Origin of the sequence: Pseudomonas fluorescens (assembly GCF_018614655.1) — a bacterium.
Taxonomy (GTDB): Bacteria; Pseudomonadota; Gammaproteobacteria; order Pseudomonadales; family Pseudomonadaceae; genus Aquipseudomonas; species Aquipseudomonas fluorescens_BX.
Genome location: NZ_JAGGOG010000026.1, coordinates 1 through 14,220, shown reverse-complemented (window position 1 = coordinate 14,220; position 14,220 = coordinate 1). Strand labels below are relative to the sequence as shown.

Below are 14,220 nucleotides of genomic sequence, written 5' to 3'. Positions count from 1 at the left end.
CCCTCTTAAAAATAAACGTCCTACCGAAAAAACAGAAACGAACTACAGATTCAAGTCACATTTCAGCGGTAGCTTTAAGCTATTCACCCAGTGCGCTATCTCATCACCTGACCGCATGTTGTGGAGACTTGCATGATGAACGACGGTAAAGAGTGGCAACTTGCACTTCCCGAGTTTCTCCTCGAGGCTGAAATGCTGCTGGCCAAGTCTGAAGAATGCTTGAGCCACCTGCATTTGATTCGTAACGACAACGATGCCATCGACTGCATGAAAAGCAACCTGGCCAAGCTCAGCCAGAAGGCAGAGGCCATGGCCCTGCAGCCCATCAGCGTGTTTTCAAGACGTATCCAGGACCTGATCAGCAATGCTGCCAGTCCTTTGCAACTGCATGATCAGGCACTGTCTGCACTGCAGGAGTGCCTGACGTTACTGGCCTGGCAACTGGAGTTAATCGACGCAAAAACCGGTCAACTCGGCCTCGATGACAGCGAGCAAGCAGCCTTGATCGCGACGGCAAGCCAACAGATCCCGCAAAAAGGCGCGAGTTATAAGGCGCAACAACAACTGCCGCACGCGTCTTGATCTTCTACGCGCTCAATCTGTGAGGGTGTCGTATTCAATCAATACCTTGCCTGAAAACGACAAGGGCAACTAATCCGCATGCCGGTTTGTTGGCGAGATCAATAGGCCAGCAATGGTAATAACAACACAAAACAATTCTAATAATACAACTTCCCATTCTTGGAACAGTGGGGCTAATGTTCAGGATATACCTTGATTGACACCCCTCACCGAGAACCACGCCAGGCGACCAACGGTCATTGTGGTGATACCATGCCGTGCTCGAAGTGACCCGTCTTCATGATGCCCGACAACGTGAAAAAGCACCTTGACCCTGGGTTGAACCCGGATCATTGCCCGGCCACGCTTTCCAGACAGAGTCCAGTCAGTCGCCGTGACCGGTCTACCCGCAGCGAACATTCATTGGCTCCATTCGCTATGTACGCCAACTTCAAGTCACTCATCGCAAGGTCCGTGTCCCGTCGCAACGGATGCTGGCTGACCCACGCCCTGTGCCTTTGCACAGCCCTGGCCAGCCTGTGGGTCTATGTGCATTCGGCCCAACTGCCCCTATCGCTGCTGATACTGAACCTGGCCACCCTTGTCGCGACTGCCCTGCAACACTGGCGAGCCCGCAAGTCCATCAAGTTTCAGCCCCAGGAGTTGGCGGACCGCCTGTTGCAGGTCCAGGAAAACGAGCGCCATCGTTTGAGCCGCGAACTGCATGACGATATCGGCCAACTGTTGACGGCCGCCAAGCTGCAAAGTGAATGGCTCAAACGCCGCCTGCCGGAAGAGCTGCAAGACCAGTGTTCGGTGCTGTGCAGCACCTTGAACGAAACCCTGGCCAAGGTGCGGGATGTGTCAGCCATTCTCAATCCTCGGCAACTGGCCAGCCTGGGTCTGGAAGCCAGTCTGAGGGCTCACCTGCTCAAAACCCTGGAAAACACCCAGGTAAATTGGAGCCTGGAATGCCAGCAGCGTCTGACCGGCATTCCGGAAGAAATGGCCGTGGCGGCCTTTCGTATCACTCAGGAGGCGGTCACCAACATGCTGCGCCATGCCCAGGCGCGCAACCTGCTGGTACGCCTGCAACGCCTGCCGCAGGGCCTGTCGCTCACTATCTGCGATGACGGCCTGGGGTTCTCGCCCGCCATCAACCCTGGCCTGGAAGGGCAACGGGGAATGGCCGGCATGTCCGAGCGAATCGATCAACTGGGAGGCACGTTGTCCATCAACAGCCAGCCAGGCAAAGGGACACGGATCGAGGCTCTTTTCCCATGGGCGCCCCGCGCCCTCGAACGGGCCAGTTCCCATAAGGTTCTAGAGTGACCTGTAACTTACTCCTGGTGGATGACCACGCATTGATCAGGGCTGGCGTACGTGCGCTGATCCTGGATATTCCTGGCTACGCGGTGATCGGTGAAGCCAACGATGGCGATCAGGTGCTGGCACAATTCGATGCCCTGCAACCCGACATCGTGCTGCTGGACCTGTCGATGAAGCACACCGGTGGGCTCGACGCCTTGCAGCAGCTCAAACGCGCCTACCCCAAAAGCAAAGTGCTGATTCTATCGATGCACACGGATCCGGATTTGATCATGCGGGCCCTGGAGTCTGGCGCCCATGGCTACCTGCTCAAGGACACCACCGCCAATGAGCTGGAGCATGCGCTGCTGGCCTTGCGTAATAACGAGCGTTACCTGAGCCCGGCCATCGCCCACACCGTCATCAACCAGGCACTGATCCGTAACCACGGCCTCACCTCCCCTGCGCGCCAAAGCCATAACCTGACGGCGCGTCAGTTGGAAATACTGCGCCTGATCGTGCGCGGCAAGTCCACCCGGGAAATCGCCAACGGCCTGGGCCTGAGTATCAAGACCGTGGAAGCCCACCGCTCGCAAATCATGAAACGCCTGCAGATTTTCGACGTGGCCGGCCTGGTGCTGTTTGCCGTGCGCGAGCAGATCATCAGCCTGGACGACTGACCAACAGCGGTGAATCCAGCGGCAGGTGGACCTTCAGGGCCCGGGGCAGCGCCGAGAACCGCAGGTCGTCACCCTTGATCGGCTCGCCATCAAGGTTGATGTACAGCCCTTCGGCGACCTTGATTTCCACCCAGGGCAAGCGCGCGCGGACAAACAGGTTGTCCAGGCCCCAGCCATCGGCCATCAAATCCCGCAGGGCGCCGACCACCTCCTGAGGCGCCGGCAGAATGCTGATATCCAGCAAACCATCGTCGGCCAGGGCACCAGGACACAACACATGCCCGCCGCCAGCCTGACGACCGTTGCCGATCCCCAAAGCCAGCAACTCGCCGCGCCAATGAAAGTCCGGCCCCTGCAATTCGCCGTAGGCGGCATGCAATTCGCTGAAGCGCGAGAGTCCGGTAAACAGGTAGGCGGCGCCGCCAAGAATCTTCTTCAGGTCTTCGGAGGTATTGGCGGTGACCTGGCTGCCAAAACCACCGGTGGCCATGTTGAGGAATATCTGCCCACCCACCTCGCCCAGGTCAATGGCACGGGCCGGCACCTCGAGTAAATCCAGGGCATGATCGGGCTCCAGCGGCACACCCGCCGCCCGGGCAAAATCATTGGCGGTGCCCAGAGGCATCAGCACCAGGCTGGCATCGGTCTTGGCCTGGGCCATCGCTTCGGCGACATCCCGCAGCGTACCGTCACCGCCGCCGGCGATGAGTCGGGTGTAGCCGGCCGCCAATGCCTCGTCGACCAGGCGCCGGGCATCGCCGCCCTCCCACGTGACGCGCACGTCCAGCTTCCAACCTTGTTCGCGTTTGCTTTGCACCGCCGAGCGCACCTGCTCGTTGAGGGCTTGCTTGCCGTGCAGGATCAGCAGCGCCTTGGGCTTGCTCATGGGATGAAGCTCCTATCATTCAAAGGGTCCTGAGGGATGTGGACCCTGAACGATCGGAAAAAAGCCATCGGGTTGAAGAATTAGTTCAACACCTCACTCAACGGAATGAAGTTGACACGATCCCCTTCCGACAACGTCGTGCCTTCAAGCACCTCCACCAGGCCTTCGGCCCAGGCTGCACTGCGCAACACCCCGGAACTCTGATTGCGGTAGATCACAGCGCGACCCCGCTCCAGGCGTCCGCGCAAGTATTCGCGACGGTTGCCCGCCACGGCCCAGGTGAACCCCACCGGCACCTCGACACTCAAGGGCTGCACGTCTTCGACTCCCAGACGACGCAACAGGTAGGGACGTGCCAGCAGGGCGAACGTCACCAGCGTGGAGGCCGGATTACCTGGCAAACCGATTACCGGCACACCACGAAAATGGCCAAAGGTCAGCGGCTTGCCGGGCTTGATGGCCAGCTTCCACAGCGCCAGTTCACCCTCTTCGCGCAACGCGATACCCAGAAAGTCCGCCTCGCCGACCGACACGCCGCCGGTGGAGAGAATCAGGTCTACCGATCCCAACGCGCCCAGGCGTGCGCGGGTTTGCTCCAGGTCATCCGGCAAGATACCGGCATCAACCACTTCACAGCCCAGGCGCGCCAGCCAACTGCACAACACCCGGCGGTTACTGTTGTAAATCTGCCCTGGGCCCAGCGGCAAGCCCGGCTCGATCAACTCATCACCGGTGGACAGGACGGCCACCCGAGGGCGTCGCACGACCTCCAGGCGCTCACGCCCCAAAGAGGCCGCAAGCCCCAGCTCGATTGGTCCCAGACGCGTTCCGGTCGACAGCACCTGATCGCCGACGGTGGTTTCCTGGCCCTGCGGACGGATGTTCTGCCCCATCTGCAGGGTTTCGGTAAAGCTCACCCGCTGATCGGCCTGCACCTCGGCGTTTTCTTGCATTTCCACGCAGTCGGCACCTTCGGGCACCGGGGCGCCGGTGAAGATCCGCGCACAGGTTCCGGGCGCCAACGGCTGCGGTGCCTGGCCGGCGAAAATGCGCTGGCTCACCACCAGAGGCTCGCCACTCCAGTCCGCCACGCGCAGGGCGTAACCGTCCATGGCGCTGTTGGGCCAAGGCGGTAAATCAAGGGTCGAAACCAGCGCCTGCGCCAGGACCCGACCGTCGCACTCGGCCAGCGGCAGGCTCTCCTGCTCGCGGATCGGCGCCCCATTGGCCATCGTCAATAGGCGCTCGAGCGCTTGCTCCACGGGCATCAACACGCCCGCCTTGCCCGGCTTATCCACGGGATTCACAAGGGGCAGCCTGCTTCAGGTGCGGGACAAAGTTGCAGGGGCGATGGCGGCTATCCAGTTGCTCGGCGAGGATCCCGTCCCAGCCAGTGCGCACCGCGTTGGTGGAACCTGGCAGGCAGCACACCAGGGTGCCATTGGCCAAGCCGGCCAGGGCACGGGATTGCACGGTGGAGGTGCCAATATCGGCCACGGATATTTGCCGGAACAGCTCGCCAAAGCCGTCGACCTGCTTGTCCAACAAGCAACTGACGGCTTCCGGCGTACTGTCTCGACCGGTGAAGCCGGTGCCGCCGGTGATCAACACCACTTGCACCACGTCTTCGGCAATCCAATGGGCCACTTGCGCACGAATTTTGTACAGATCATCTTTAAGCAGCATCCGCTCAGCCAGCAGGTGGCCGGCGGCAACCAGACGGTCAACGAAGACCTGGCCCGAGGTATCGGTTTCCAGGGTGCGGGTGTCGCTGACGGTCAATACAGCGATATTCAGGGGTACGAAAGGCGCATCAGCCTTGGCTTTCATGGCTCGGTCCAGTTGTCGTAGAAACAGCCTGATGTTATATCACAGGCCCCTATTTCACTGCCGCTGCGGAGCCGTCATGCCACTGAATTCTTCCCCCCTGCCCTGTTCGATCCTGCTGCTGGCCGGCGGTCGTGGGCAGCGCATGGGAGGCCAGGACAAGGGTCTGCTCGACTGGCACGGACAGCCGCTGATTGCCCATCTGCATCACCTCGTGCGCCCCCTGACCGATGACCTGATTATCTCGTGCAACCGCAATCAGCCACAGTACGCGCCTTACGCCGATCAATTGATGGGGGATGATAGCCCCGACTTCCCGGGCCCCTTGGCCGGCATCCGGGCCGGATTGGCAGTCGCTCGTCATACGCATCTGCTCGTCTTGCCGTGCGATGTGCCGCAAATCGATGAGCAACTGCTGGCCGATCTGCGGGCCGCGGCACAGCGTCATCCGCAACAACCAGTGATGGTGCGCCAGGGTGATTTCTGGGAACCCTTGCTCTGCGTCATCCCCACCGGTTTGCGCGACGACATCGAGCGTGCCTGGCAGGCTGGCGAACGCAGCCCACGTCAGATCATGCTCGCGCTGGGGGCAAAGGCATTGGACTGCCCCGCCAACGACCCGCGCCTGGCCAATCTCAATACGCCAGAGTTGTTGCACCGCCCGCCCAGCGTGTCAGAATGAACCTTGAACAAGGAACTTTGCGGGCGTTATAGACGTCACAAGGTCAGCACTCAAAAAAGTATTTTCCTGGAGACAAACTCATGACTCAACGGACCATCGCCGCTCTCATGCTTGCACTGGGCCTCGCTACCCTTGCCGGTTGCGCCTCGCCAACAGTGATCACCCTGAATGACGGTCGCGAAATCCAGGCCGTCGACACCCCTACATTCGACAAGACTTCGGGCTTCTACGAGTTCGAACAACTTGACGGCAAGCAGACCCGCATCAACAAGGACCAGGTTCGCACCGTTAAAGACCTGTAAGCCTTACGCTTGCAAACAAGGCCCGCCATGTGCGGGCCTTGTTGTTTTCGGGGGGTTACCAATCGAGGGAAATCTCGCTCTTGAAGGTGCGCTCCAGCCCGCTTACCGGGTCAATAAAACGCACGCCCTGGGCCAATAACTTGAGGGGATTGGCATAGTCATCCTCGGCATCCTTGATGACATCAGGGTAGAAAGGATCATTGCAGATACTGGCCCCCAGCGCCGTCATATGAACCCGCAACTGATGCTTCTTGCCGGTGACCGGGAACAGCCCGTAACGCCACAAATCGCCATTTTTCTCTCGCACCTCGACCGCCGTTTCGGTGTTGCTCGCGCCAGGGCCTTCCTGCATGCGAAAAAACGGCTCACCATCGACCAGCCGGCTTTTGTGCACTAACGGAAAGGTCAGTCCCGGCAACGCTGGCGCGATGGCTTCATAGAACTTGTCGATCTGGCGGGTCGGAAACAGCTGCTGATACGCCGAGCGGCTTTGCGGATTCGCCGAAAACAGTACCAGCCCCGCCGTGTGGCGATCGATACGGTGCAGCGGTACCAGCGACGGGTTGTCCAGGCGACGGATCAACCGTCGCAACAAGGTCTGCTCGACATACTCGCCGGCCGGGGTCACCGGCAGAAAATGCGGCTTGTCCGCCACCACCAGATGCTCATCGGCATACAGGATCGTTTCCTGGACCGGGATCGGTTTCTCGTTCGGCACTTCGCGAAAATAGTAGATGCACAGGCCTTCCTTGTAGGCCAGGCCCAGGCGGATGGGCGCACCGTTTACATCAAGCACGCGACCCCGGGCAATGCGGTCCAGCCATTGCTCACGGCTGATGGCGCGAAAGTGCTCGCACAGGCAGTCCAGTACCGTCGCCCAAGTGCCGGGGGGCAAATACAAGGTGCTGGCTTGATGCTGGGAAGCGGAAAAACCGGATGCGGACATGGGCATGCTCAAAGCCTGAAAATACAAGCGGGCATTATCCCGCATGTCGTTGGATCAGGCCTAGAAGAGATCTCAAGCCTTGGCCAATTGCGCCCGCAACACCGGCGACGCACTGGCGGCATCGGTAAATTCCTTGAGCCAACGCAGTACGTCCACCGCCTCCCAGCGGCCCGGGTCATACAAGGCATAAAGCAACCCCTGATACCCCACAACATCCAGTTGCTTGTGATAACCGGCGCGCTGGAACAATGCTTCGATCTCGGCAAAGCAGGTATTGAAATGCACTTTGTTAAAGGGCGTCTTGCCTTCCGTGACCAGACCATCGAGGCGCAGCTCGTTCACCGCATCGCGCACGACGTCGGCGGACATGCGATTGACGCTGCTTTTCAGTTGTTCGACATTCACCATGGGCGTTCCCTCTCATTCAATCGCTGTACAAACATACAGTAACTGAATAATCGGGAACCTGCCATTGGATTAGTACTAGAGCAGGAAGGCTACGACCTGATCGGTATCGAAAGGCCAGTCCAGCTCTTCGCCCGTATCCACCCGGCGCAGCACCGGAATACGCAGGCCGTAGGCTTCGAACAGGGCCTCGGAATCGGCAATATCCACCAGCTCCACCAGCAACCCATGTTCGACCAACGGCATGACTTCAGCTTCCGCAAGTTCACAGAGATGGCAGCCCAGGGTGCCGAACAACTGGCATTCAGGAGGCATGGCAAACGAACCCTAAAAGGAATAGGCATCCATTCTAGGCCGCAGCCAAAACATCGTCGAGCCAGCGGCGCCAATCAATCCTGACTGACGGCCCCAATCTTGTGGATCGACAAGTCCGCGCCGTAATACTCCTCCTCCTGACTCAAGCGCAGGCCATACACGCGCTTGATCACCCCATACACCAGAAACCCGCCCGCCAGGGCCACGACCACACCCAATGCAGTACCGATCAATTGGCTGATCAAACTGACGCCACCCAGCCCGCCCAAAGCCGTCTGGCCGAATATCCCGCAGGCAATTCCGCCCCATACACCGCACAGGCCATGAAGTGGCCAGACACCCAGCACGTCATCGATTTTCCAGCGATCCTGAGCCGCGATGAAACACCAGACAAACAGGCCGCCCGCCACTGCGCCGGTGACCAGCGCACCGACCGGGTGCATCAGATCGGAGCCCGCGCAAATCGCCACCAGCCCGGCCAACGGGCCATTGTGCAGAAAACCCGGGTCATTGCGCCCGATCACCAGCGCCGCCACCGTGCCGCCAACCATGGCCATCAGCGAGTTGACCGCCACCAGGCCGCTCACCCCAGACAAGGTTTGCGCACTCATGACGTTAAAGCCGAACCAGCCGACAATCAGGATCCATGAGCCCAGCGCCAGGAAAGGAATGCTCGACGGCGCAAACGCTACCAGGCGCCCTTCCCGATAACGACCCTGGCGCGGCCCCAGCAGCAACACCGCCGCCAACGCCAGCCAGCCGCCCATGGCATGCACCACCACAGAGCCTGCAAAGTCATGGAAGCTGGCGCCGAAGGTGGCGAGCAGCCAGGCTTGCAAGCCGTAGTTGCCGTTCCACACCATGCCTTCGAAAAACGGATAGATGAACGCCACGATCAACGCGGTGGCACACAGTTGCGGCGCAAAACGTGCACGCTCTGCAATGCCGCCGGAAATAATCGCCGGGATGGCGGCCGCGAAAGTCAGCAGGAAAAAGAACTTCACCAGACCGTAACCGTGATCCGCGCTGATGACCGCCGCCGGTTGCATGAAGCTGACCCCATAGGAGATCCAATAGCCTATAAAGAAATAGGCCAGGGTCGAGATGGCGAAATCACTGAGGATTTTCGACAGGGCGTTGACTTGGTTCTTCTGCCGTACGGTGCCGACTTCAAGAAACGCGAAGCCGGCATGCATGGCCAGGACCATGACCGCACCCATCAGAATAAACAGGGTGTTGGAGCTGTGGACCAGCGTGTCCACTGCACTTTGCAAATTTTCCATGAAGGTTGGCAGGCCTGCATATTCGGGAAAAAGCACCAAAGCAGTTCATGCTCTTCATTCGCGCACTAAATTGGCACTGAAACTCCAGGCCTTCTGTAGAGGGCGTGAACCGCTTTAGCGCAGCGTTCAATGAAGAAGGCAATTCCCGGCAGGGTTTTTCCGCGAGTTTTAGTTATTTAAGGTAAGGTTTTTGGAGACTCAAGGCCTTACCGCCCAAATTCAGCGCAAACCCAAGGGCTTGCGCACCAAGGCAAAGCAAAAGCTGTACCAGACAATTGCAGTGAACCTTCACCGATGCCGGTGACTCGAAAACATCAGACAGCCACTCACGGAGATACCCATGGCCAGCAAAACGGCAAAGACTGCTCAAGAAATACTGATGGAGGACTTTCAAACCCTGGTCAGCGATACCGAAAAACTGTTGGACGACACGGCCGTACTGGCCGGTGACCAGGCTGATGAATTGCGCTCAAAAATCCATGAGAGCCTGCTCAAGGCCCGTGAAACCCTGCAACTGACCGAAGACTCACTGCGCGAACGCGGCAAAGCGGCGGTCACGGCGACCGAAGACTATGTGCAGGCCAACCCTTGGCAGTCCGTCGGCATTGCTGCCGGCGTGGGCTTTCTGATCGGCCTGCTGGCCACAAGGCGCTAATCATGTCTATCGGCGAATCCGGCTCGTCCACGGGCCCAAGTTCTACTTCGCGGCGCCTGGGCGCTGCTGTTCTGGGTTTGCTCCACAGTCATGTCGAGCTGTTCGGCATCGAGTTGCAGGAACAGAAAGCCCGTACGGTCAGTCTCCTGCTGTTCGCAGGCCTGGCGCTGGTGTTTGCCTTGCTGTTGCTGGTGGGCTTGTCGGCACTGGTGATGATTCTGGTCTGGGACACCTATCGCCTGACCGGGATCATCAGCCTGTGTGTCTTCTATGTGCTGGCAGCGGCGTTCTGCGGCTTGCGCTTGAAGGCAGCCATCTTCGATGAGTCCACGCCTTTCCACGCCACCCTCGAAGAGCTGGCCAACGACCGGGAGCGCCTGTTGCCATGAGCCTGACTGAAATTCCGCAAACCGCGTCCCGGCGGGAAATGCGCAAGGCACTGATCCGCCTGCGCATGGAGATGCACCGCCAGGAAATTCGGCACGAATCCCAGCAACTGATGGCGCCTCTGCAAAAGGTCCGCAACATGGGCCAAAGCTGGCAAGACGGCTTCGGCATCAAACATGCGCCGCTGTGGGGCGTGGGTGTGGTGACACTGCTGGGCTTTCTCACCGGTAAAGGCGCCAAGGGTGGCAGCATCGGGACCCTGACTCGCCTCGTGCGGCTCGGTGCCGGTCTGATACCGCTGATCAAGCTGGCGATGCAAGGCGCTGCGCGCAAGGGTTAAGGCACAAGGCTGCGATGGGCATAGGTATCTACACATCTTTTGAGTCCTGCGAAACCCCTGTAGCCGCTAGGCTGCGATGGGCTGCGAAGCGGCCCCAAGGCGGTCCTGCGGACCGCATCGCAGCCTCGTGCCTCGGCAGCGGCTACAGAAAATCAGGTCCCCAAGCAATTGTGTAGATGCTTATGTCTCAAGGGGCCGGACCTTTTTACTCCAAGACTGCCTGGCCGCCTGATACCAAACAGCTAAAGCTCAATAGCTTGCGCACGCATTTGAGTGTGTAGTTTTTCTTGCACCCACAAGGCTGAACCGGGAAGCTGGGGCACGTCATTCACCGCACGGAGAGTACCCGCCTTGGATTGGCCCACCCTGCTTACACGCGAACGCCTTGGAAAACCCCTGCACAGCCCGGAAGAACTGGGCCGCAGCCCTTTTCACAAAGACCATGACCGCATCATCTTCTCCGGTGCGTTTCGCCGACTGGGCCGCAAGACCCAGGTACACCCGGTCTCCAGCAACGACCATATCCACACGCGGCTGACCCACTCCCTGGAAGTCAGCTGTGTCGGCCGCTCTCTGGGCATGCGTGTAGGCGAAACCCTACGCAGCGCCCTGCCTGACTGGTGCGATCCGAGCGATCTGGGCATGGTGGTGCAATCGGCCTGCCTGGCCCATGACATCGGCAACCCGCCATTCGGCCACTCCGGTGAAGATGCCATTCGCCACTGGTTCCAACAGGCCGCAGGTCGTGGCTGGCTGGATGACATGAGCAGCGCCGAGCGCAATGACTTCCTCAATTTCGAAGGCAACGCCCAAGGATTCCGGGTCCTGACGCAGCTCGAGTACCACCAGTTCGACGGCGGTACACGCCTTACCTTCGCCACCCTGGGCACGTACCTGAAATACCCCTGGACCGCGCGCCACGCCGACTCCCTGGGCTACAAAAAACACAAGTTCGGCTGTTACCAGAGCGAGCTGCCGATCCTTGAGCAGATCGCCCATAAACTCGGCCTGCCACAACTGGAAGAACAACGCTGGGCGCGGCATCCTCTGGTTTACCTGATGGAGGCCGCCGACGACATCTGCTACGCGTTGATTGACCTCGAAGACGGCCTGGAAATGGACCTGCTGGAGTACGCTGAAGTCGAATCACTGTTACTGGATCTCGTCGGCGACGATTTGCCGGAAACCTATCGGCAACTGGGCCCGCTGGACTCACGACGCCGCAAGCTGGCCATTCTGCGAGGCAAGGCCATCGAGCACCTGACCAACGCAGCAGCGCGAGCGTTCGTTGAACAACAGGACGCGCTCTTGGCCGGCACCTTGCCGGGCGACTTGGTCGAACATATGCACGGCCCTGCCAAACGTTGCGTCTTGAACGCCAAGGACATGGCTCGCAAGAAGATCTTTCAGGACAAACGCAAGACCCTGCATGAGATCGGTGCCTACACCACCCTCGAAATTCTCTTGAATGCTTTCTGCGGCGCCGCCTTGGAACAGCACGGTGGTCGCACCCCCTCCTTCAAGAACCGGCGCATCCTGGACTTGCTGGGTAACAACGCACCCGATCCAGCGTGGCCGCTGCACACGTCATTTCTGCGGATGATCGACTTCATCGCCGGCATGACCGATAGCTATGCCACGGAGATGGCGCGAGAAATGACTGGACGCTCCAGTCCTCAGTAACCCATTGCACTAAACGAAAACCCTGGCTCGCTGCTTTCCAACCAGGGTTTTCAATCGTTCAAAGAATCGCCCTACGAAGAGAACAGAGCAACCTGATCGAACTTCTGCAAACGCCCGATGAATAATCACGCGCGCTCTTATCCACCCTATCGATCCACTCCTACGCCCAGTCTCTGACGGGCCAATCAACTTCTGATTCATAAGCTGTGAAGGCCCCCTTGGTTGAGCAACTTCAGGGCCTATGCCATTGACATGGACGAACCTATGCTCAAACAACTACGCATCCTGCTGGTGGAGGACCATCCCTTTCAACTTTTGGCCACCCAATGTTTGCTGAAAACCGCCGGCTATTACCAATTGACGCCCGCTGAAAACGCCGAACAGGCTCTCAGGTTGATGGCTCAAGCCGAAACGCCATTCGACATTCTGCTCTGCGACCAATGTTTGCCGGATCTGCCAGGGATTGAGCTGATAGAAATAGGCCACCGTAGAGGCTTCATAAAGGCCGCCATATTATTAAGCGGCCTGCCTGCCAACGAACTGGAAAACCTGAAAGTCCAGGCTCTGCAACGTGATTTCCCGTTACTGGGCTACCTGGCAAAACCGCTCAATAATGAGTCGTTGCAAGTGCTGATAGGCCAATCAAAACCTTGCAAGGGGAATTCGTCCCACTGCGGGTCTGAGACCATTACAACTGGAAGCGGACACATTACTTAACTACGTAGGATATTAAACACCTAAACATTACGAAAAATCAGTAGAGCCAAGCCACCCAGACACTGTCACGCATATTTCAAACTTGTGAGCGCAGTTTTCTTACACCCCAACCAACAAAGCCCCAACAACAGGTAGTCCCATGCTTGTTTTTATGTAGGAATTTTCCTGTTTCATGCTTGTTCCACATTCAGTTCATCCTCCTCCATCGCCATGTGAGCTAATGTGCCCGCTTTATTTACGCTCGTATGGGATTTGATCATGAACTCAGTTTTTATTATCGACGACCACCCTGTTATCCGACTTGCACTGCGAATGTTGTTAGAACATGAAGGTTATAAAGTAGTTGGAGAAACAGATAATGGTTGCGATGCAATTCAAATGGTCAGGGAGTGCCTGCCGGACCTGATAATTCTCGACATCAGTATTCCAAAACTGGACGGCCTTGAAGTTCTATGCCGATTCAACTCGATGACTACCCCAATAAAGACGCTAGTCTTGACAGCTCAATGCCCGGCACTCTTCGCCACACGCTGCATGCGGTCAGGTGCAGACGGCTATGTTTGCAAGGAGGGCGACTTAAGTGAACTGCTCAGTGCCATCAGGGCCGTCCTGTCCGGTTACAACTACTTCCCAAGCCAGGCACTGAATGGCAACGGCGCAGAAGCCGGCAACAATGAAGAGCTGGAACTTTTCAAGGCTGTGAATGATCGCGAACTCATGGTTTTGCAACTTTTTGCACAAGGTCGAACAAACAAGGAAATTGCCAAAGGTATGTTCCTCAGCAACAAGACTGTCAGCACTTACAAGAAACGACTTATGCAAAAACTGAAAGCCAAGTCCTTGGTAGAGCTTATCGAGCTGGCAAAACGCAATGCGCTAGTGTGAGAGATCGGATGCCCAGGCGTTTAAAGGACTATCTAATTATATTGAGTGCCGGTTTGTGCTTAAGCACTACTGTACCTGCCGCTCAAACCCCTCCAAAACATTACACGCTACTGAGCCGCGCAGGTTCCGTCCAACTGGAGAGCCAACTGGACAAGGCTCAGCGCCAATGGCTGCAGGGCAAGCGCGAATTGGTGCTAGTGTCCTGAGCGGTTAATCCATTAATTTATTTTTGGTCGCACTCAGCTTTGCTTTATGCACCGAACTGATGATGGACTCAGCTGTTTTGTTCCATTTGAACGGTTTGGCTGAATGCTCGTTATGAGCCTCGATAAATTGGCGGATAGCCGCTTTCAAATGG

General features: G+C 58.1%; 18 protein-coding genes and 2 pseudogenes. 12 read left to right on the top strand and 8 right to left on the bottom strand.

The features are described 5' to 3' along the window. The first annotated feature begins 135 nt into the window (after positions 1–135). From J7E41_RS24420 to J7E41_RS24410, 3 genes are all read left to right on the top strand, one after another. Positions 136–582, top strand: a complete 447-nt coding sequence (locus tag J7E41_RS24420; protein ID WP_214996965.1) for a hypothetical protein — start codon at positions 136–138, stop codon at positions 580–582. Positions 583–999: 417 nt separating this feature from the next. Further along, positions 1,000–1,893 carry a sensor histidine kinase gene (locus J7E41_RS24415; RefSeq protein WP_214996964.1) on the top strand — a complete coding sequence of 298 codons (894 nt, stop codon included), beginning with the start codon at positions 1,000–1,002 and terminating at the stop codon, positions 1,891–1,893. Then, positions 1,890–2,549: a response regulator transcription factor gene (locus J7E41_RS24410; RefSeq protein ID WP_214996857.1), complete on the top strand. Its 660-nt coding sequence runs from the start codon at positions 1,890–1,892 to the stop codon at positions 2,547–2,549. The genes J7E41_RS24415 and J7E41_RS24410 overlap by 4 nt, the downstream gene beginning before the upstream one ends. On the opposite strand, the gene yegS is transcribed toward J7E41_RS24410, so the two are convergent. From yegS to moaB, 3 genes are all read right to left on the bottom strand, one after another. Beyond that, a complete protein-coding gene (yegS, locus tag J7E41_RS24405) occupies positions 2,533–3,435 on the bottom strand; it encodes a lipid kinase YegS (RefSeq protein WP_214996856.1) in 903 nt (300 codons plus the stop codon). The genes J7E41_RS24410 and yegS overlap by 17 nt on opposite strands. An 80-nt stretch (positions 3,436–3,515) precedes the next feature. Beyond that, positions 3,516–4,742 (bottom strand): molybdopterin molybdotransferase MoeA, encoded by a 1,227-nt coding sequence (locus J7E41_RS24400; RefSeq protein WP_214996855.1) that lies wholly within the window; start codon positions 4,740–4,742, stop codon positions 3,516–3,518. Continuing rightward, positions 4,726–5,265, bottom strand: coding sequence for a molybdenum cofactor biosynthesis protein B (gene moaB, locus J7E41_RS24395; RefSeq protein ID WP_214996854.1), 540 nt, complete (start codon positions 5,263–5,265; stop codon positions 4,726–4,728). Before moaB ends, J7E41_RS24400 begins: the two co-directional genes overlap by 17 nt. A gap of 76 nt (positions 5,266–5,341) precedes the next feature. On the opposite strand from moaB, the gene mobA reads away from it, so the two are divergent. Together mobA and J7E41_RS24385 are read left to right on the top strand one after the other, a co-directional pair. Further along, on the top strand, positions 5,342–5,944 hold the full coding sequence (mobA, locus tag J7E41_RS24390; protein ID WP_214996853.1) for a molybdenum cofactor guanylyltransferase MobA: 603 nt from the start codon (positions 5,342–5,344) through the stop codon (positions 5,942–5,944). An 80-nt stretch (positions 5,945–6,024) separates the two neighbouring features. Further along, positions 6,025–6,246, top strand: a complete 222-nt coding sequence (locus tag J7E41_RS24385; protein WP_214996852.1) for a YgdI/YgdR family lipoprotein — start codon at positions 6,025–6,027, stop codon at positions 6,244–6,246. A gap of 55 nt (positions 6,247–6,301) precedes the next feature. On the opposite strand, the gene J7E41_RS24380 is transcribed toward J7E41_RS24385, so the two are convergent. The 4 genes from J7E41_RS24380 to J7E41_RS24365 form a co-directional block, all read right to left on the bottom strand. Then, complete coding sequence (locus J7E41_RS24380) at positions 6,302–7,192, bottom strand: pseudouridine synthase (RefSeq protein ID WP_214996963.1); 891 nt, start codon at positions 7,190–7,192, stop codon at positions 6,302–6,304. A gap of 72 nt (positions 7,193–7,264) precedes the next feature. After that, positions 7,265–7,600, bottom strand: a complete 336-nt coding sequence (locus tag J7E41_RS24375) for a transcriptional regulator (protein ID WP_083359413.1) — start codon at positions 7,598–7,600, stop codon at positions 7,265–7,267. A gap of 75 nt (positions 7,601–7,675) precedes the next feature. Beyond that, complete coding sequence (locus tag J7E41_RS24370; protein WP_214996851.1) at positions 7,676–7,912, bottom strand: glutaredoxin family protein; 237 nt, start codon at positions 7,910–7,912, stop codon at positions 7,676–7,678. Positions 7,913–7,986: 74 nt separating this feature from the next. Continuing rightward, positions 7,987–9,195: an ammonium transporter gene (locus tag J7E41_RS24365; RefSeq protein WP_214996850.1), complete on the bottom strand. Its 1,209-nt coding sequence runs from the start codon at positions 9,193–9,195 to the stop codon at positions 7,987–7,989. A gap of 340 nt (positions 9,196–9,535) precedes the next feature. Between J7E41_RS24365 and J7E41_RS24360 the strand changes: the two genes are divergently transcribed. The 7 genes and pseudogenes from J7E41_RS24360 to J7E41_RS28180 form a co-directional block, all read left to right on the top strand. Then, positions 9,536–9,850, top strand: a complete 315-nt coding sequence (locus tag J7E41_RS24360) for a DUF883 family protein (RefSeq protein ID WP_154745646.1) — start codon at positions 9,536–9,538, stop codon at positions 9,848–9,850. A 2-nt stretch (positions 9,851–9,852) separates the two neighbouring features. Further along, positions 9,853–10,239: a phage holin family protein gene (locus tag J7E41_RS24355; protein ID WP_214996849.1), complete on the top strand. Its 387-nt coding sequence runs from the start codon at positions 9,853–9,855 to the stop codon at positions 10,237–10,239. Next, on the top strand, positions 10,236–10,577 hold the full coding sequence (locus J7E41_RS24350) for a hypothetical protein (RefSeq protein WP_214996848.1): 342 nt from the start codon (positions 10,236–10,238) through the stop codon (positions 10,575–10,577). The genes J7E41_RS24355 and J7E41_RS24350 overlap by 4 nt, the downstream gene beginning before the upstream one ends. A gap of 351 nt (positions 10,578–10,928) precedes the next feature. After that, positions 10,929–12,260, top strand: coding sequence for a deoxyguanosinetriphosphate triphosphohydrolase (locus J7E41_RS24345; protein WP_214996847.1), 1,332 nt, complete (start codon positions 10,929–10,931; stop codon positions 12,258–12,260). Between the two features lie 264 nt (positions 12,261–12,524). Next, positions 12,525–12,977: a response regulator gene (locus tag J7E41_RS24340; protein WP_214996846.1), complete on the top strand. Its 453-nt coding sequence runs from the start codon at positions 12,525–12,527 to the stop codon at positions 12,975–12,977. A 258-nt stretch (positions 12,978–13,235) separates the two neighbouring features. Further along, positions 13,236–13,862 (top strand): response regulator transcription factor, encoded by a 627-nt coding sequence (locus J7E41_RS24335; protein ID WP_214996845.1) that lies wholly within the window; start codon positions 13,236–13,238, stop codon positions 13,860–13,862. Positions 13,863–13,870: 8 nt separating this feature from the next. Beyond that, positions 13,871–14,059 (top strand): annotated as a pseudogene (locus J7E41_RS28180) (hypothetical protein); the annotation flags it as partial. A gap of 13 nt (positions 14,060–14,072) precedes the next feature. Here J7E41_RS28180 and J7E41_RS24330 read toward each other — a convergent pair. Then, positions 14,073–14,220: pseudogene (locus J7E41_RS24330) on the bottom strand (IS630 family transposase); the annotation flags it as partial.